Source organism: Acinetobacter sp. 228, assembly GCF_048147885.1.
In genome coordinates this window covers 140173-159830 of sequence record NZ_JAYWYV010000002.1, presented here as the reverse complement: position 1 = coordinate 159830, position 19658 = coordinate 140173, and the positions used below count along the sequence as shown (strand labels likewise).

Here is a 19658-nt window from a genome sequence, read left to right as displayed (position 1 = left end):
TCTTTCAAAATAAAAATCCCTGCACATGCAGGGATTGATTACATCAGTGTAATGATTTACTTACGGGCAGTGACTAATAAAGTCGCTGAACCAAATGCATAAACTTTACCTTCTTTATCGATAATTCGGCCTTCTGAGGTCAGTACATTACGCCCGATCCGGATGACTTCACCAATAGCTGTATAAGTTTCGCCGCTTTTCATCGCTTTCAGCATTTTGACATTCAGGTCAATGGTCGAGAAACTAACACCTGCATCTACTGTCGTATGCACGGCAGCGCCAGTGGCACTATCTAGAACCGTTGCACAAAAGCCGCCATGAATTCCACCCTGTAAATTGTAATGGCGCTGATCAGGACGCACCTCATATTCCACATAGTTTTCGCGCACCAAGGTCAGACGCATGGGAATAATTTCACTCATGGCTGAGCTGGGAATTTCCCCATTCTTAATTGCGCTGAGATATTCAAGTCCGTTTAATTGTGATGTGGGCATATCCACTCCTTGTAACGATTTATTTCGCTTTATGAAATAATATTCTGTTTTTCTAGAATTATGATATAACAGATGATGATCGAAATGCTATATTTTTCCAGGATGGAACGATGACAATAAAAAATCTCGTCACAGATGCTGAATGGCAGGCACGTTGCGAACTCGCAGCGCTTTATCGCATTATTGCGCATTACCGAATGACCGACCTGATTGATACTCACATCAGTTTAAGAGTTCCCGATCAGCCTGACTGTTTTCTGATTAATCAATATGGTGTCGCATTTGAAAAAATGCGTGCCTCAACGTTGGTGAAGATTAATCATGAAGGGCAAGTGGTAGAAAGCTATGAACAAGACAAGCCGGTGAATATGGCAGGCTTTGTCATCCATGCCGCGATTCATGAAGCACATGCTCATCTGAATTGTGTCATTCATACGCATACCGCAGATGGCATAGCAGTTTCTGCACAGAAACACGGACTTCTTCCCATTTCCCAGCATGCGTTGAAATTTTATCAGCAGGTGGCCTATCACGAATATGAGGGCGTTGCATTGTCAACAGATGAACAAGAACGCCTGATTCAGGACCTGGGCGGCCATCGCGCCATGATTTTACGCAATCACGGACTTTTAACGGCTGGCGAAACGATTGCACGGGCTTTTCATGAAATCTATTTTCTGGAGCGTGCCTGTCAGGCGCAGGTGAAGGCCTTAAGTGGCGGTGCCGAACTGCATTATCCAGCAGAAGAAGTCCGAATTAAAACCGCCAGGCAGTTCGCCAGTCCTTTAGTTGAACCGATTTTACAGCGTGCCTGGCAGGCTGCGTTATCCCTGATTGAGCATCAATATACGGAGTATGCATCATGATTGTGATATCCAGTACTGTGCCGAATATTGAAGCCATTCTGGTGAAGTCTTTTCAGAAATATGCGCCTGAGGGCAGTTTTTGTACACTGGACAGCCCGGAAGCTGAACAGGCGACCACAGCAGCTTCGTGGTTTCCAGATCTGGAAAAACTCCGGCAACTTCCAGAACTTGGTCTGATTCATTCGATTGCTGCAGGAGTCGAACATTTAAATTTAAACGAGATTAGAGCTGACCAGTCAGTCTGCCGGGTACTGGATCCACATCATCAAAAGGGCATGTTTGATTATCTGCTCTGGGGCGTGCTGTATTTTCAGCGTTATTTTGACCGCATGATCCAGCAGCAAAAGCAGCAGCTATGGAAACAGTATCGTCAAAGTTATAGCCATCATATCCAGATCGGGATTATGGGCCTTGGCCATATGGGCGGTTATGTGGCAGAACGTTTCGCCGACATGGGCTATCAGGTCTCGGGTTGGTCCAACTCCCCAAAAGAGTTTGCTCAGGTCAAAAGCTATGTCGGTACAGAACAGCTTTCCGAGTTTTTGGCCCATAGCCAGATTTTGATTAATTTAATGCCTTTAACTGCAGACAATACTGGCATCTTATCTGAACAGCTATTTAAAAAATTACCCGACCAAGCTGCTCTTATTCAGGTGGGGCGTGGGCAGCATTTAATCGAGCAGGATCTACTCAATGCACTGGATTCCGGCCAGTTACGTGGTGCAATTGTCGACGTATTTGAAGAGGAGCCATTAGCTGCTGAACATCCATTCTGGCAGCATGAAAAGATCGTTGTTACACCACATGTCGCCTCACATGCGCCCATGTCTGTGGTGGTGGAACAGATTCTGGAAAATGACCGACGCTTAAATCTCGGGCTGGATTTGTGCCATCAGGTAGATGTCAATAAAGGCTATTAAGTGTAGGGATACAGACAAAAATAAGGAAATTGATGATGTGGGAAACGATTCAAACTCAGGTTCAGCAAGGCGTCGCGACCTTAAGCTTTAACCGCCCGGATTCACTCAACAGTTTTAACCGGCAAATGCATGAGGAAGTGCAGCAGGTGCTGAAAAACTGGAATACAGATCCGGATATTCGGGTGATTGTGATTCGCGGTAATGGCCGGGCGTTTTCAGCGGGACAGGATTTAAAAGAACGTGCTGGACAGCTCGGCAATGTGCCTTTGCCACCGCAAGGCTCGCTGGCCAAATACTATAATCCCTTGATTAACCTGATCCGTCAGAGTCCCAAACCGGTAATCGCAGCAGTAAATGGTGTGGCTGCCGGTGCAGGTGCCAATATCGCACTGGCCTGTGATCTGGTCATTGCCAAGGAAAGTGCCCGATTTATTCAGGCTTTTTCTAAAATTGGCTTGATTCCTGATGCAGGTGGCACCTGGATGTTGCCACGTTTAATCGGCTATGCACGTGCCACGGCACTCACTTTTCTGGGCGAACCGGTGCATGCCAAAAAGGCCGCTGAAATGGGCATGATCTGGAAAATGCTTCCAGATACAGAATTTGATGCTTATATCGACGACATTGCACAGCGATTAGCTCAACAGCCGACTTATGCGCTGGCTTTAACCAAACAGGCCTTGCAGCGCAGTGCTGAAAATAACATGGACCAGCAACTGGAGCTGGAGCAAAACCTGCAATATCTGGCTCTGAGCAGTCAGGACTATAAAGAAGGTGTCCAGGCTTTTGTCGAAAAACGCCCTGCACAATTTACCGGATGCTAAGGAGAGCATTTATGAAAATTCAGACCCGTATTACCGAGCTTTTAGGCATTCGTTATCCAATTATTCAGGGCGGCATGATGTGGGTCGGTACCGCAGAAATGGCCAGCGCGGTATCTAATGCTGGTGGCTTGGGAACATTAACGGCATTGACTCAACCGACGCCTGAAGCCCTGGTCAAGGAAATTGCACGCTGCCGAGAAATGACCGATCAGCCTTTTGCAGTCAATCTGACTTTATTGCCCGCCATGAATCCACCGCCATATACAGAATACCGACAGGCGATCATTGAAAGCGGTATCAAGATCGTAGAAACAGCAGGTAACAAGCCTCATGAACATATTGAGGCGTTTAAGCAGCATGGCATTATTGTCATTCATAAATGTACTTCCGTTCGTCATGCGCTCTCAGCACAAAGAATTGGCGCGGATGTTATTTCGATTGATGGTTTTGAATGTGCGGGCCATCCGGGTGAAGACGATATTCCTGGCCTGATTTTAATTCCTGCGGCAGCGGATCAGCTCACTGTGCCGATTGTGGCCAGTGGCGGTTTTGCTGATGGCCGTGGTCTGGTCGCAGCTTTGGCTTTAGGTGCTGAAGGCATCAATATGGGTACTCGCTTTTGTGCCACTCAGGAAGCGCCGATCCATCCAAACATCAAACAGTTCTATGTCGATAATGATGAAAGGGCGACACATCTGCTGTATCGACAGTTCAGGAATACTGCCCGTGTTGCCAAAAATGCGGTATCTGATCTTGTGGTGAAAATGAGTGAAGATCCAAACCTGGAATTTGAACAGATTCGTCCCTATGTCAGCGGTTTAAAAGGCAAGCTCGCTTTAGAAAATGGCGATATTGATGCTGGTGTACTGACTGCAGGTCAAGTGATGGGATTGATTCATGACATTCCGACTTGTCAGACGCTGATTGAAAATATCATGCAGGAGGCAGAGCAGATCGTTCATCAGCGTTTAGCTCAATTTTTCCCACGTTAATCAGCTTTAGTGCAGTCGCTGTATAGAAAAGCCATTCCACCATGAATGGCTTTTTTTCATCCTGTATATTTTTTATTTTTAAATGGGAAATTTCATCGAATGACTAGATTTTATTCTTTAAATTATATTATAGTAGATTTAAAACATAATTTCGTATTATGAAATTAATAGTCATAAATATACAAATTAGAACTCATACAAGGGAATTACGATGAGAAATTATATTGCGCCATTAAAAGACATGAAGTTTGTCCTGAAAGACCTGTTAAACGTGGAACAGAAATATCAGGGCTATGCAAAATTCTCAGACAAGGTTTCTATGGATATTATGGAGCAATATCTGGAAGTCGCTGCGGACTTTTGCCAAAACGAACTTCTACCGATTAATGCGACAGGTGACCAGCAGGGCTGCCGTTTGCAGGATGGTGTCGTAACTACTCCAGATGGGTTTAAAGCAGCTTATGAAAAATATGTAGAACTCGGCTTTACCTCTTTAACCGGTGATGAACAATATGGCGGTCAGGGCTTCCCGACCTTATACCGTATTGCTATTTCTGAAATTATTACTGCAACCAACTGGTCGTGGGGGATGTACCCAGGTCTGTCACATGGTGCCATGCGTACTTTAGAGCACCACGGTAGTGATGAACAAAAACAGAAATTCCTGGTACCTTTAATTGCAGGTCGCTGGACTGGAACCATGTGCTTGACTGAATCTCATGCCGGTTCTGATCTGGGGCTGATCCGTACCAAAGCTGTGCCAAATGAGGACGGCAGTTACAGCCTCAGTGGCGAGAAAATCTTTATCTCAGCCGGTGAACATGACCTGGCTGAAAATATCGTGCATATCGTACTGGCACGTTTACCGGATGCGCCTGCGGGAACCAAAGGTATTTCGCTGTTTATTGTTCCGAAATACAATCTGGATGAAGCTGGTAATGTGGCTTCCCGTAATGGCGTAGTGTGTAGTGCCATTGAACACAAGATGGGCATTCACGGTAACGCGACCTGTGTGCTGAATTTTGATAATGCCAAAGGTTTCCTGATTGGGCCTGAAAATCGCGGCCTGAACTGCATGTTTACCTTTATGAACTCGGCACGTATCGGTACAGCCATTCAAGGCTTGGCAGCAGCAGAATCTTCTTATCAGGGGGCATTGGTTTATGCCAAAGACCGTCTGGCGATGCGTTCACTTGAAGGTGCAAAAGTGCCAGGCCAGCCTGCAGATCCGATTATCGTGCATCCCGCAGTACGTAACATGCTGCTGACTCAAAAGGTGTTTGCAGAAGGTTCACGTGCACTTGCATATTATCTGGCGACCTATGCCGATATCGCTGAAGCCACTGAAAGCCCTGAAGAGAAAAAAGCAGCTGAAGACCGTCTGGCATTACTAACCCCAATTGCCAAAGCGTTAATGACCGAAACTGGCATAGAATCAGCTAAACATGGTATGCAGGTTTTCGGTGGTCACGGTTATATTGCTGAACATGGCATGGAACAGATTGCCCGTGATGCCCGTATTGCCAGCCTCTACGAAGGAACCACTGAAATTCAGTCCATTGACTTGCTGGCGCGTAAAGTGTTGGGCTCAAAACTGGGTCTGTTGACCGCATTAACCGATGAAATCCAAGCTTATGTGAAAGAGCATCAGCAACATGTCCAGTTGAGCCAGCAAGTTGCACAAGTCAGCCAGTTGACTGAACAATGGCTGAAATTAACCAGAACCATTCAGGAGCAGGCTCAGCAGTCTGCCAATGAAATTGGGGCAGCATCAGTTGACTACCTATATTTCTCTGGTTATGTCGTGTCCGCTTATTTGTGGCTGAAAATGGCAATTACTGCGCAACAGAAAATTGAAGAAGGCAATACTGATCCATTCTATGCAGCCAAGATCAAAACTGCACAATTCTTCTTTGCACGTATTTTGCCAAGAACCTCAACCCACCTTGCCAATATTCAGGCGGGTGGTGAAAGCCTGTTTTTACTTGAGCCTGAAGAGTTCAAATTCGATTAAACCTTTTGACCCACGATACTCGTGTCGTGGGTCTTTTTTTAATAATTTTTGCATCCTAACCCAATTCAAATATTTAGATTTATTCTCGGGTGTTGAATAAACCATAAAACAACAAGATCAGGAGTCTATATGGATTTAGACATGATTACTCGACAGTGTCCCTATGCTGATCTGCAGCTTACTTTTCATGAAGTCGGACAGCGTTCTGCATTTCCCACCATTATTCTGATTCATGGCACCGGTGGAAATACCGACAAGCATTTCAGCTATATTTTTCCGATGTTGGGTATTCATCAGCGGGTTTTATCCATTGATTTGCATACCCCAGATAACGCCGATCTGGCGGTGACCCATTTTAGCCAACAGGTTGAAGCACTGATTCAGCATGCAGTTGCAGAAGATGAAACCATTACAGTGGTAGGCTATTCACTCGGTGCTGTGATTGCTGCACAAGTAGCAGCCAGTTTAAAACAGCGCGTAGCGCGTTTGATCCTGTTAGCCGGTTGGGCAAAAACCAGTTCAGTCCAACAACTGCGTACCACGATCTGGCAACAGTTATTTAATGATCAATCTGCTGCCTTGCCGCATTTTGTCAATTATTGCCTGTATAGCGATGATTATCTGTCTGCACGGAGCGAACAGCAGGTGTTGGATCTGGCACGCTTTGTTAAACCTTCCCAGGATGCAGCCAAACAGCGGGAACTGAATTATCGCATTGATATTACGTCAGCTTTATCTGACATCTGTGCAGAAACTCTAGTCGTTGCCTGTCGTGAAGACCGCATGGTGCCTGTAGCCCAAGCAAAACTGCTGTTTGCTTCAATTTCGAACAGTCGCTATATCGAAATTTCTTCAGGACATGCGCTCTATATCGAAGCACCAGCCGAAGTGGTGCAACTGGTCAACCAGTTTAGCCAGCATCCAGAACAATATCCGGTGAATCAAAAAATCCAGCCTTATATGCCTTAAAGGAGATAAATAATGCAAGCTCAAGGACAGCGCAGCAAGATTCTAATTGTAGGCAGTGGTTTTGGTGGTTTGGGAATGGCAATCCGCCTTAAACAGCAGGGCATCCACGATTTTAAAATCATTGAACGTGCAGCAGAAGTGGGCGGCACCTGGCGTGACAATACCTATCCCGGGGTCGCCTGTGATGTACCTTCCCACTTATATTCTTTCTCTTTTATTAAAAATCCGGACTGGTCACGTGTGTTTCCGCAAGGGGCAGAAATTCAGCGATATTTAATTCAATGCTGTGATCAGGAAAAAATCCGGCCCCATATTGATTTTCACACCCAATTGGAAAGAGCCAGTTGGAATGCTAAAGAACGTATCTGGGAAATTCACACCTCTAAAGGTTTGTATCAGGCTGAGATCTTAATTACCGCAACCGGACATCTGGCAGATGAGCATCTCCCGCAAATTCCGGGGCTGGAAGAATTTGAAGGCCAGGTCATGCATTCAGCACGCTGGAATCATCAGATAAGTTTGGAGAACCAGCATGTCGTTGTGGTGGGTTCAGGGGCTTCAGCCGTTCAGCTTGTGCCGGAAATTGCCAAAACAGCAAAAAACCTGACCGTCTTGCAACGTAGTGCACCATATATTTTGCCCCGACCAGACCGACCTTATTCTGAGTCAGAAAAACAGCTTTTCCGCAAAGATCCGGACAGTATGTCAGCCTTAAGACATTCCTTGTTTTGGGGCAATGAATACAATTTTGCCCAGCGCCGTAATCTGAAAAGCCAGTTTGAGCGGGTCAAGAAAAACTGCCTGCAATTCTTAAAACATCAGATTTCAGATCCTGAATTACAGCACAAACTCACGCCGAATTATGAACCTGGTTGTAAGCGCTTATTGCTTTCTAATGATTATTATCCAACCTTTTTAAAACCGCATGTCACACTTGAAGATTCAGCATTGGCAGAAGTTACGAAAGACGGTGTATTAAGCCAGGCTGGAAATAAATTTTTTGCAGATATCATCGTATTTGCCACCGGATTTGAAGCGGCACGTCCACCTTATGCCGCGAAGGTGGTAGGTAAACAGGGTTTAAGCCTGGAGCAGCAATGGTCCAGTGGTATGCAGGGTTATCAGTCAACGACCGTACACAACTTTCCAAACCTGTTCATCCTGAATGGGCCAAATACAGGCAGTGGACATAATTCAGCACTTTATTTTCTGGAAACCCAGTTTGATCTGGTGCTGGATGCCTTGCAGTTTTTTGAGCAGCAACAGATTCAGGTCTTTGAAGCAGATCAAGAAGCTGAAAATAGCTATATGCAGGAGCTACAGCAGCTTTCCCAAGGTAGTGTCTGGTTATCGGAAAGCTGTAAAAGCTGGTATCTGGACCCGGTCAGTCGCCAGCTGACTTTGGTCTGGCCTGATTATGCTCATTCATTTAGGGATAAAAATCAGCATTTTATTCGTAGCGGTTATCACTACAAGTATGTTGAATCGAGACAGCAGAAAGTGGTTTAAAAACATTTAATTAAAATCAAAATTTTATAGTTTCAACAATACAAAATAAATGTAAATCCAGGACAGGAGTATAGTCATGAGCAGTCAGCCATGGATGGAAGAATATAAAAAGTGGAATATCAATCCGGAGTTTACCCGGCCAGATCCTGAGAAAACGCTGAGCACGACAATTGCTGAGAATTTGGTGAAATTTCAGGATAAAACCGCATTTATCTATCTGGATCGCAAATTCAGCTATCACGATATCGATGTGTATAGCCAGAAACTGGCAAGCTATTTACAGAGTCTTGGATTGACTGCTGGCAGCCGTATTGCCGTGATGTTACCCAATATTATTCAGTATCCAATTGCGACCTTTGCCATTATTCGTGCCGGTTATGTGCTGGTCAATGTCAATCCCATGTACACCCAGCGCGAGCTCTATCATCAGCTACAGGATTCAGGTGCAGAAGCGTTGATTATCCTGAGACAGACTTTGGAGCAATTAACAGCACTAGATGAATGTCCTGAACTCAAATATGTCATTTCGACGCATCCGCTGGATTTTATTCAACAGCAGCCAAGTGCTATTTATAGTCAGGCAGTACAATATCCGGATCAACAGTTTTCTGACTTTAGGCAGGCAATAAATCAGGTAGAAATTATTGATTTCAAAACACCTGTACAGCATCAGGAAGATACGGTCATTCTGCAATACACGGGAGGTACCACAGGTGTTTCTAAAGGTGCTGAACTGAGTCACCGTAATATTCTATTTAATATTGCCCAGAACAGTACCGTATTTATCAGCCATTTTGGTGACCGCTATGCCACTGAAAATGAATATGTATTCTGTGCCTTGCCGCTGTATCATATTTATGGATTTACCATCTGCCTGTTCAGTTATGGTTTAAGCCGTGGTTTCGCTAATGTGCTGATTCCAAATCCGAGAGATCTGGATGCTTTGGCGGATCAATACCAGAAACATCCACCCACTGTTTTCCCCGGGGTGAATACCATGTTTAATGCCTTGGCGCATCATTCACGTTTTCGTGAACTGGATCATTCAAGCCTGAAAACCACAACCGGCGGGGGAGCATCGATTTTAAAAAATACGGCAGAGTTATGGCATGAGGTCACAGGCTGCCAGATTTATGAAGGCTATGGACTTTCTGAAACCTCACCGACTGCAACTTTTAACCCGCCTTTAAGCCGGCGATTTAGTGGCACGATTGGCTTGCCATTGGCAGGAACTGAAATTCTAATTCTGAATGATGAAGGGAAACCTGTAGAGCTTAATCAGGCTGGAGAAATCGCCATACGTGGTCCACAGGTGATGAAAGGATACTGGCAGCAACCCGAAGCAACAGCACAGGTATTTACCAAAGATGGATTTTTTCTGACAGGTGATATCGGTTGTATGGATGAACAAGGCTATATCACCATTCTGGACCGCAAAAAAGACATGATTCTGGTGTCCGGATTTAATGTTTATCCCAATGAGCTGGAAGGCGTGCTGTCCAAACATCCTAAAATACTGGAATGTGCAGTGATTGGTATTGATGATGAAAAATCTGGACAGGTACCCAAGGCATTTATTGTGAAACAGGATGAAACTCTGACCCAGGATGAAGTCATGACTTATCTGAAGCAGCAACTGACCAGTTATAAATTGCCGAAATACATTGAGTTTGTGGCTGGATTACCAAAGTCTGCAGTAGGAAAAATTCTGCGTCGCGAGCTGCCTCGTACTGTTCAGTCGAGTGCCAAAGCCTGTTAAGGAATGATCTAGTCCATTAGATTTAAAATAAAAAAGGAATCGAAAGATTCCTTTTTTACTGCTTGCAGGCTTATCGCTGCTGGATGACTTTTTTGATTTTCAGTTCTTCTATTTCAGCAGAACTTAAATATTGACTCAAAATGGCATCGGTATCTTCACCCAGACAAGGTGGGGCCTTTTTATATTCTACCGGTGTCTTGGAGAGTTTAATTGGTGAACCGATTGAGGTGTAATCTTCACGTAAGGTATGCGGCATCTGAATCACCATATCGCGTGCCAATACCTGTTCTTCTTGCAAAGTCTGTTTCAGGTCATTGATCATTCCTACCGGTACTTTAACCGCATGGATTAAATCCACCCAGGTTTTTGCAGGTCGAGTATAGAAATGAGCCTGTAGAACTGTGGTCAGTTCTTCACGATGTGTAACACGTCCTGAATTTTTCAAGAAGCGAGGATCTTCTGCCACCTTAGCCAAACCAACGGCCTGACACAAAGCTTGGAATTGCAGATCGTTACCACAGGCAATAATAAATTCACCTTCCTGGGCTTTAAACACCTGATAGGGCACAATATTGGCATGTGCATTTCCGAAGCGACCGGGAACTTTGCCTGAGGTGAGATAATTCATGGCCAGAACAGAGAGGGACGCAACCTGAGTATCTAACAGCGCCATATCAATATACTGACCTTCACCGGTTTTCTCACGGGACAACAAAGCCGCCTGAATGGCAATTGCGGCATATAAGCCGGTGGTCAAATCGGCAAAGGCCAGACCTGCTTTTTGCGGGCCACCACCGGGCAGGTCATCACGTTCGCCAGTGACACTCATCATGCCGCCCATTCCCTGAACGATAAAATCATAGCCCGGCTCTTGCGCACGCGGACCGTTTTGGCCAAAACCAGTAATAGAACAATATACCAGTCGCGGATTTAGCTCACTCAGACTTTCATAATCCAGCCCATATCGTTTCAAAGAACCGGCTTTATAGTTTTCAATGACTACATCACTCTGTTCAGCAAGTTTTTTGATAATACGTTGACCTTCAGGTGTAGATAAATCGATTGCAACCGAGTACTTGCCACGGTTGGCTGACAGGTAATAAGCCGATTCCTGGGTATCTTGTTGCTGATTGTTTTTAAGCCAGGGTGGTCCCCAGATACGGGTATCATCCCCATGATCCGGTTTTTCAATCTTGATCACTTCTGCACCCAGATCAGCCAGAATCTGGCTACACCAGGGCCCAGCCAAAATCCGGCTTAAATCCAGTACACGAAATCCTGTTAAGGCACCCATTATTACGCTCCCTGTTCGATCCTATTCAAATGACATATCGTTCTTATCCCTCTTTTTAAAGCTATATGAAAATGAAAGAACAATCAACTTTATGATAATAAATTTCGTATAACAAAATAAAACATCTAAAATGATTGAATATTCATCTTATTTTCTTTAGCCTGATGCAAATATAAGCATGAACGAGGAATAAGAGCTAACTGATAAAAAGGAAAAAGGGATCTCCCAGACAGGATTAAAAAAGGAGTCAATCAAGTGAATAAAAAACGGATTAGCCTTAAAGCATATTCATTAGCGGAATAGCTTTAAATATAAAAAGATCATGAAAACCTAAGGATAGGAAAACAGAGATTTAAATATGACGGATTTAGCTAGAGAATTAGAAAAGATTAAACCGACGACCAAACGAACCCAGCAAATTGCTTTTATTTTCGCTTTTCTGGCTTTACTGGTAGATGGCGCTGACATGTTGCTGTTGTCTTTCAGTTTAAATAGCCTGAAAGCAGAGTTTGGTCTCAGTAATCTGCAGGCGGGTACACTAGGCAGTTTTACCTTAGCAGGTATGGCGATTGGTGGCTTTATAGGTGGCTGGGCCTGTGACCATCTGGGCCGTGTACGTACCGTAGTCATTTCGATTCTGGTATTTTCTATATTGACCGCAGCCTTAGGCTTTGCACAAAACTTTGAACAATTTGCTGTTTTACGCTTTCTGTCTGCTTTCGGTATTGGCTCTTTATATATTGCAGCCAATACGCTCATGGCTGAATATGTTCCAACTGCATATCGCACCACGGTTTTAGGTACCTTACAGGCAGGATGGACCGTCGGTTATATTGTGGCCACTGTACTGGCAGGCTGGATCATTCCGGAATATGGCTGGCGAACCCTGTTTTTTATTGCCATTATTCCCTCGGTTATGGCGATTTTTATCCAGAAACTGGTTCCTGAGCCAGAATCTTGGCAGCGTGCACGTTTGCAGCGTCTATATGCCCCAGCTGAAATCACAGCACAGCAACCCGCCAAAAAAAGCACAGTTAAAGAGATTTTCGCGGATCATGCGAATCGCAGAATGTTTATTTTGTGGATCTTTACGGCCGGTTTTCTGCAATTTGGCTATTATGGGGTAAACAACTGGATGCCGGCATATCTGGAATCTGAATTGCACATGAATTTTAAATCCATGGCCGGCTATATGATTGGTACTTATGTGGCGATGATTTTCGGCAAAATTTTGGCGGGCTTTGCCGCAGACCGTCTGGGTAGACGCGCTGTCTTTTCTTTTGGTGCCATCGGAACGGCGATTTTCCTGCCCGTGATTGTGCTATTCAATACCCCAGATAACATTGCCTATCTGCTAATTTTCTTTGGCTTCCTGTATGGCATTCCATATGCGATTAATGCCACTTATATGACAGAAAGCTTCGCCACCTCGATTCGTGGTACTGCGGTAGGCGGTGCTTATAATGCAGGCCGTATTGGCGCCATGTTTGCACCTGCGATTATTGGCGCGGCAGCCAGCGGTGGTTCAATTGGCCTAGGCTTCCTGATTATGGGCGGTGCTTATTTCTTGTGTGGGGCAGTGTCCGGGATTTTCATCAAAGACCGTCAATACGATCCACAAAAAGCATAATTTCAACTTCAAAAAAAGAGCCTGAATACAGGCTCTTTTTTTATATTCATCAATTAAAGCTGTATTTCTATTTGTTTATTCTTGATCTGTTTCTTTATGCAGATGAATACTTTTTAAACCATCATTTACTTTATTGAGCAGATGAATCAGGGTAATCACATCGTCAAAGGCCAGCTTATTTAAGGCCTGACCATAAAAATCAAAGAAATCAGCTTGCAAGTTGTCCCATGTTTCCAAGCCTTCAGCCGTCAGTGCAACAATTTTAGCGCGGCGGTCCTGTTCACTAATGACCCGTTCCACCAGACCGTCACGTTCCAGCCGTTTTAACACTGCGTCCAGGTTTTGCCGGCTCACCCCGAGATATTCAGTCAGATCAGAAAAAGACATTCCTGATTTAACTTTTGGACGGGACAAAGCACCCAGTACTGCCCAATGCACTGGGGATATTTTCAGCTCATTGAGGCATTTTCGGTCCAGGCTATTGCCCACCTGAAACAGCCGGAAAAAAAGCCGGTTATGAGCAGAGTATAAGGATTGATCATATTTTTTTGACAAAGTATCACTCACAATATTGGACATCCTCAAAACTGAAATAGCCGAGCCGCGCAGAGTATAGCCTATCGCTTTTTCGCACAAATCAGTTTCTATTATAATTTGTTTTAAAAATCATAGTGTTTTTGCAGAAATTTTCCTATTTAAATTCTTAGTCAATCAGTTTTATGGTTTGGAAATCTCTCTTTTTCTCCTCACTTCCATTGCGCTCACTCGTCAAATCTCTAAGGTTTTCTTCTCAATTTTAAAGGAATAAATTATCTGTCATGCAAAAGACATAATTTGGCCCTAGAGTGAAGTCGGATTCAAATTAATCTAAAGCCAAAAACCAATATAGGTCAATACATTGAATAAATAAAAATATTAAGTTAATGATAAATATATAAATAATAATTTATAAATATTATTTTATGTAAATATGTTGACATAAATTCAATCTCTTTCTATTTTAGATAAAACACACTGAATTAAAACAACAGCCGATTAAATTCGACAACAAAATAGCGTAGGGATGAGCAATGAAAGGATTAAAAGACAAGGTTGTGATTGTGACAGGCGGAGCAGGCGGAATTGGTTCAGCCACCTGCCGACGTCTGGCAGAGGAAGGCGCCAAAGTTGCCATTTTTGATATGAATCTGGAAGCGGCTGAAAAGCTGGCGAATAAAATCAATCAATACGGTCAGGCACTGGCAATTCAGTGTGATATTACCCAAAGTGATGTGGTTGAGCAGGCGGTTCAAAAAACTGAAACTGAACTCGGTCCAATTGATGGACTGGTCAACAATGCCGGCTGGGATATTTTTAAACCTTTTGTTAAAACCAATCCGCAGGAATGGGAAAAACTGATCCAGATTAATCTGGTCGGTATGTTGAATATGCATTTTGCAGTGCTGAAAGGCATGGTTGAACGCAATTCCGGCAGTATTGTCAATATTGCTTCTGACGCAGCCCGGGTCGGTTCTTCAGGTGAAGCAGTCTATGCGGCCTGTAAAGGCGGCTTGTTGTCTTTCTCTAAAACGCTGGCACGTGAACATTCACGTCATAACATCAAAATAAATGTGATTTGCCCGGGACCCACCGATACGGCTTTGCTTGCAGGCGTGACTGAAGGCGCGTCAAATCCGGAAAAATTACGTGAAGCCTTTATTCGTGCCATTCCACTGGGTCGCTTGGGTCAACCGGATGATTTGGCTTCTGCCATTGCCTTTTTCTTGAGTGATGATGCTAGCTTTATTACCGGGCAGGTACTCAGTGTCTCTGGCGGTTTAACCATGAACGGTTAAACGGACATCATCATTAAATCTCATAACAATCACAGTTCAACCAGATAGATAAAAACAGTACAGGATGTAAAGAAAATGAATTTTGAAGATATCTTATATGAAGTTAAAAACGGTGTTGCCTGGATCACGATTAACCGTCCAGAAAAAATGAATGCTTTCCGTGGTACCACCTGTGACGAACTGATCAAGGCATTGAATAAAGCAGGCTATGATCGCAATGTCGGTGCAATTGTACTGGCAGGCGCGGGGGAGAAAGCTTTCTGTACCGGTGGTGACCAGTCCGCGCATGATGGCAATTATGATGGCCGTGGAACGATTGGCTTGCCGATGGAAGAATTACATACCGCCATCCGTGATGTACCTAAACCGGTAATTGCACGCGTACAAGGCTACGCCATTGGTGGTGGCAATGTGCTGGCAACCATTTGTGACCTGACCATCTGTTCAGACAAAGCCATTTTTGGTCAGGTTGGTCCGAAAATGGGATCGGTTGATCCGGGCTATGGCACGGCATTTTTAGCGCGTGTGGTAGGTGAGAAGAAAGCCCGTGAAATCTGGTATATGTGCCGCCGTTATTCTGGTCAGGAAGCTGTGGAAATGGGTCTGGCGAATAAATGCGTACCGGCCGATCAACTGGATGCCGAAGTGAAGGCCTGGGCTGAAGAAATCTGTCAGCGTAGTCCGACTGCCATAGCAATTGCCAAACGCAGTTTCAATATGGATACCGCGCATCAGGCAGGTATTGCCGGCATGGGGATGTATGCGTTGAAACTTTATTACGATACTGAAGAGTCTCGTGAGGGAGTCAATGCACTGAAAGAAAAACGTCAGCCTGAATTCCGTAAATATGCCAAATAAGGAGACTGATCCATGAAAAAGAATTCTTATATCACTGAAGAACTCGAGTTTTTGGCAGAAACAGCAGAAAAATTTGCCCAGAAATATATTGCTCCCGGTTTTCTGGAACGTGACCAAAGCCGAGTCTTTGACCGTGATCTGGTCAAAAAGATGGGTGAAATGGGCTTTATTGCACCTGAACTTCCGGAACAGTACGGCGGTCAGGGCATGGGCAGACTGGCGGCTGGAATTATCCATGAAGCCATTGCCAAAGCGGATTTAAGTTTCTCCTATATCAACCTGCTTGCTTCCCTAAATGGCCAAATTCTGGCCGAACATGGGCAGCCTGAAGTGGTTGAGCCCTGGCTGAAAAAACTCACTGCAGGCGAGGCTATCTTCTCAATTGCCTTGACCGAGCCGCGAGGCGGTTCTGATGCAGCAAATTTACGTTTAAAGATTGAACGTGATGGCGACGAATATGTCATTAATGGCGAAAAAACTTCAATTTCTGCGGCCGATCAGGCAGATGCTTCGGTGGTTTTCGGTCGCACTGGCGCCAATGAAGATGGTGCACATGGCGTGACAGCGCTCTTGGTTCCGATGAATTTACCGGGCATCTGTACCACACGTTTTGACTGTCATGGTCAGCGCGCGATCGGTCGCGGTTCAATCTTTTTTGACAATGTTCGTGTGCCAGTCAATCACCGTCTAGGGGATGAAAACAAAGGTTTTGTGCAGGTGATGCAGGGCTTTGATTTTTCTCGTGCTCTGATCGGTTTACAGGTTTTGGCCGTTGCCCGGGTGAGTCTGGATGAAGCCTGGGAATATGCCGCGCAACGCGAAGCTTTTGGTCAGCCATTGACTGCTTTTCAGGGAGTTTCGCATCCACTCGCTGAATACGAAACTCAGGTTGAAGCTGCACGCTTACTTTGCCTGCAAACCTTATGGCTGAAAGACAATCATCTGCCCCATACCTCTGAAGCAGGCATGTGTAAATGGTGGGGGCCAAAACTGGCCTATGATGTAATTCATCAATGTCTGTTGACTTTTGGTCATGCCGGTTACGATCGCGGTGTGATGGAACAGCGGATGCGGGATGTACTCGGTTTCCAGATCGGTGATGGAACAGCACAAATCATGAAAACGATTATTGCGCGGCATAAGGCAGGACGTAAGGCTGTACCAGCTTAAGGAAAATAAGCACAGGCCTGAACTAAAATTATAATGAGGAGTAAGCGAATGGATTTCGATGCGGTTCTGATCCCGGCCAGAAAAGAGGCTATGCTTAAACAGGGACACTGGTTAAACCAGACAATACTCGATTTTTTACGCAGTGCCGTAGAAAAGAATCCGGACAAAATAGCGTTGGTAAGCGTTAAGGTTGAGAATCAAACTGAACAGACTTTCAGCTATCAGCAGCTTTGGGACATGACCAATAACATTGCGCTGGGTCTGAAACAGCTGGGTGTAGCAAAAAATGACGTGGTGTCTTGCCAGCTACCGAACTGGTGGGAACTTACCTTGCTTTACCTGGCGTGTAGCCATATCGGTGCCGTGCTCAATCCGCTTATGCCGATCTTCCGTGAACGTGAACTGGAATTCATGCTCAAACATGGTGAATCCAAAGTTTTTGTTGTACCGAAAATGTTCCGCAATTTTAATCATGAACAGCTGGCCAATCAGCTGCAAAACAAACTGGAAAGCTTGAAGCATGTAGTGGTGGTCAATGGTGAAGGCAAAAATAATTTTGATCGCCTGTTGCTCAATCATGGACTGGAACAAGATGCTTCAGCAGTTGCTGCGATGGATGGACTGGAATCTGGCCCGGATGACATTACCCAACTGATCTTTACCTCAGGCACGACCGGTGAACCGAAAGGGGTGATGCATACCGCCAATACTTTATTTTCCAATATTGTGCCTTATGCGAAGCGGCTACATTTAACTGAAAATGATGTGGTGTTAATGGCGTCACCTATGGCGCACCAGACCGGTTTTATGTATGGCCTGATGATGCCAATTCAGCTGAATACCAAAGTGGTGTTACAGGATGTCTGGGACGTAGCCAAAGCCGTAGATCTGATTCATCAGCATCAGGTGAATTTCACCATGGCCTCGACCCCATTCTTGAATGACCTGTCCAATACCGTGGCGGAACAGCATGACAAGGTTGATTCACTGAAAATTTTCCTGTGTGCCGGCGCACCCATTCCAGGTCCATTGGTGCAAAAAGCCCGGGAAATTCTGGGTGTTAAAGTCATATCAGCCTGGGGTATGACTGAATGTGGTGCGGTGACGCTAACCCGACCTAAAGATGAAGATGAGCGCTCTTTCAATACTGATGGCATCGCTTTACCAGGTGTAGAAATCAAGATCGTGGATAAAAAAGGTCAGAGCAAAGCCCTGAATGAATCCGGTCGTTTGATGATCCGTACCTGTTCAAATTTTGGCGGATATCTAAAACGCCCCCATTTAAATGATACAGATGCCGAAGGTTGGTTCGATACTGGCGATATTGCCTATCAGGACGAGCAGGGCTATATCCGGATTTGTGGACGTAAGAAAGATGTGATTATTCGGGGCGGGGAAAATATTCCGGTCGCAGAAATTGAATCATTGCTGTATAAACATCCGAATATTGCAACAGTGGCTTTAGTGGCTTATGCAGATGAGCGAATGGGCGAGCGTGCCTGTGCAATCATCAAGCTGAAAAATCCGGCTCAACCTTTGAGCTTCAATGAACTGGTAGAGTTCCTGAAAACCCATAATCTGACTATGCAATATCTTCCAGAACGTTTGGAGATCTGGGCTGAAATTCCGATGACGCCATCCGGGAAAATCCAGAAATTTAAACTCAGAGAATTACTGGCTCAGCATATTGCCTCAACGGCAGTTGAAGCGAACTAAATCTGGGAATAAATAGATAAATTAAACCCTGAATAATATTGCTTTATTCAGGGTTTTTCTTATTCAAAAAGAAGCGATCTAAAAGGTTAATACGAATTTTAGATTAACTTCTACTTTAATAATTTTAATAAAGCTTCAGCCGTTGCAGCAGAAGAGGCCGGGTTTTGTCCAGTAATGAGCAGACCATCTTGTTGCACGTATACCTGCCAGTCCTCAGCTTTGGAATATTTCCCACCTTTTTCTTTCAGCATGTCTTCAACTAGAAACGGAACTATATCTGTCAAACCCACGCCGTCTTCTTCAGTATTACTGAAACCGGTGACTGTCTTGCCCTCTACAATAGAACGACCTTCGGCATCTTTCACATCACGCAGGACACCTGGTGCATGACAGACCAGCGCAACAGGTTTATCTGCCTGCAAGGTTTGCTCAATTAAAGAAATGGAATTCTGGTCTTTGGCCAGATCCCATAGTGGTCCATGACCACCCGGATAGAATACGGCATCAAAATCCTGATTTAAGACTTCACTCAACTTATGTGTATTGGCAAGAGCCTGCATAGCCACTTCATCTGCTTCAAAGCGTTTGGTGGTTTCGGTTTGCGCATCCGGCTCATTACTTTTCGGATCTAGTGGTGGCTGACCACCTGCAGGAGATGCCAAAACTACCTCTGCGCCTGCATCAACAAAGGTGTAATAGGGTGCAGCCAGTTCTTCCAGCCAGAAGCCGGTTTTTTTGCCAGTATCACCCAGCTGGTCATGTGAAGTCAGTACCATCAAGATTTTCATATTATTTTCCTGTATCTCGT

General features: G+C 44.8%; 17 protein-coding genes. 13 read left to right on the top strand and 4 right to left on the bottom strand.

What is annotated here, in order from left to right; all coding sequences use genetic code 11:
* Positions 1-56: 56 nt before the first annotated feature.
* Positions 57-494, bottom strand: coding sequence for a PaaI family thioesterase (locus tag VXQ92_RS02180; protein ID WP_180049424.1), 438 nt, complete (start codon positions 492-494; stop codon positions 57-59).
* A gap of 110 nt (positions 495-604) precedes the next feature.
* Between VXQ92_RS02180 and VXQ92_RS02175 the strand changes: the two genes are divergently transcribed.
* The 8 genes from VXQ92_RS02175 (at position 605) to VXQ92_RS02140 (ending at position 10347) form a co-directional block, all read left to right on the top strand.
* Positions 605-1360 carry a class II aldolase/adducin family protein gene (locus VXQ92_RS02175; RefSeq protein WP_416680166.1) on the top strand — a complete coding sequence of 252 codons (756 nt, stop codon included), beginning with the start codon at positions 605-607 and terminating at the stop codon, positions 1358-1360.
* On the top strand, positions 1357-2280 hold the full coding sequence (locus VXQ92_RS02170; RefSeq protein ID WP_416680164.1) for a 2-hydroxyacid dehydrogenase: 924 nt from the start codon (positions 1357-1359) through the stop codon (positions 2278-2280). The genes VXQ92_RS02175 and VXQ92_RS02170 overlap by 4 nt, the downstream gene beginning before the upstream one ends.
* 35 nt (positions 2281-2315) lie before the next feature.
* Positions 2316-3104: an enoyl-CoA hydratase-related protein gene (locus tag VXQ92_RS02165; RefSeq protein WP_416680309.1), complete on the top strand. Its 789-nt coding sequence runs from the start codon at positions 2316-2318 to the stop codon at positions 3102-3104.
* An 11-nt stretch (positions 3105-3115) separates the two neighbouring features.
* On the top strand, positions 3116-4096 hold the full coding sequence (locus VXQ92_RS02160) for an NAD(P)H-dependent flavin oxidoreductase (RefSeq protein WP_416680162.1): 981 nt from the start codon (positions 3116-3118) through the stop codon (positions 4094-4096).
* A 211-nt stretch (positions 4097-4307) separates the two neighbouring features.
* Positions 4308-6110 (top strand): acyl-CoA dehydrogenase C-terminal domain-containing protein, encoded by a 1803-nt coding sequence (locus VXQ92_RS02155; RefSeq protein ID WP_416680160.1) that lies wholly within the window; start codon positions 4308-4310, stop codon positions 6108-6110.
* A 129-nt stretch (positions 6111-6239) separates the two neighbouring features.
* Positions 6240-7079: an alpha/beta fold hydrolase gene (locus VXQ92_RS02150; RefSeq protein ID WP_064101550.1), complete on the top strand. Its 840-nt coding sequence runs from the start codon at positions 6240-6242 to the stop codon at positions 7077-7079.
* 12 nt (positions 7080-7091) lie between these two features.
* Positions 7092-8588: a flavin-containing monooxygenase gene (locus VXQ92_RS02145; RefSeq protein ID WP_416680158.1), complete on the top strand. Its 1497-nt coding sequence runs from the start codon at positions 7092-7094 to the stop codon at positions 8586-8588.
* Between the two features lie 76 nt (positions 8589-8664).
* Positions 8665-10347 (top strand): AMP-binding protein, encoded by a 1683-nt coding sequence (locus tag VXQ92_RS02140; protein ID WP_416680156.1) that lies wholly within the window; start codon positions 8665-8667, stop codon positions 10345-10347.
* A 70-nt stretch (positions 10348-10417) separates the two neighbouring features.
* Here the strand turns inward: VXQ92_RS02140 and VXQ92_RS02135 are convergent, their stop codons facing one another.
* A complete protein-coding gene (locus VXQ92_RS02135) occupies positions 10418-11641 on the bottom strand; it encodes a CaiB/BaiF CoA transferase family protein (RefSeq protein ID WP_416680155.1) in 1224 nt (407 codons plus the stop codon).
* Between the two features lie 358 nt (positions 11642-11999).
* On the opposite strand from VXQ92_RS02135, the gene VXQ92_RS02130 reads away from it, so the two are divergent.
* Positions 12000-13271 carry an MFS transporter gene (locus VXQ92_RS02130; RefSeq protein ID WP_144723717.1) on the top strand — a complete coding sequence of 424 codons (1272 nt, stop codon included), beginning with the start codon at positions 12000-12002 and terminating at the stop codon, positions 13269-13271.
* Positions 13272-13346: 75 nt separating this feature from the next.
* Here VXQ92_RS02130 and VXQ92_RS02125 read toward each other — a convergent pair whose 3' ends face one another.
* Positions 13347-13838, bottom strand: coding sequence for a MarR family winged helix-turn-helix transcriptional regulator (locus VXQ92_RS02125; RefSeq protein WP_064096841.1), 492 nt, complete (start codon positions 13836-13838; stop codon positions 13347-13349).
* Positions 13839-14341: 503 nt separating this feature from the next.
* Here VXQ92_RS02125 and badH point away from each other — a divergent pair.
* From badH to aliA, 4 genes are all read left to right on the top strand, one after another.
* Complete coding sequence (gene badH, locus VXQ92_RS02120) at positions 14342-15106, top strand: 2-hydroxycyclohexanecarboxyl-CoA dehydrogenase (protein WP_064101544.1); 765 nt, start codon at positions 14342-14344, stop codon at positions 15104-15106.
* Positions 15107-15181: 75 nt separating this feature from the next.
* Positions 15182-15964 carry a 2-ketocyclohexanecarboxyl-CoA hydrolase gene (gene badI, locus VXQ92_RS02115; RefSeq protein WP_416680152.1) on the top strand — a complete coding sequence of 261 codons (783 nt, stop codon included), beginning with the start codon at positions 15182-15184 and terminating at the stop codon, positions 15962-15964.
* A 12-nt stretch (positions 15965-15976) separates the two neighbouring features.
* Positions 15977-17134, top strand: coding sequence for a cyclohexanecarboxyl-CoA dehydrogenase (aliB, locus tag VXQ92_RS02110; protein ID WP_416680150.1), 1158 nt, complete (start codon positions 15977-15979; stop codon positions 17132-17134).
* Positions 17135-17182: 48 nt separating this feature from the next.
* Complete coding sequence (gene aliA / locus VXQ92_RS02105; RefSeq protein WP_416680148.1) at positions 17183-18850, top strand: cyclohexanecarboxylate-CoA ligase; 1668 nt, start codon at positions 17183-17185, stop codon at positions 18848-18850.
* A 110-nt stretch (positions 18851-18960) separates the two neighbouring features.
* On the opposite strand, the gene VXQ92_RS02100 is transcribed toward aliA, so the two are convergent.
* Positions 18961-19638, bottom strand: coding sequence for a type 1 glutamine amidotransferase domain-containing protein (locus tag VXQ92_RS02100; RefSeq protein WP_064096790.1), 678 nt, complete (start codon positions 19636-19638; stop codon positions 18961-18963).
* Between the last annotated feature and the right edge of the window lie 20 nt (positions 19639-19658).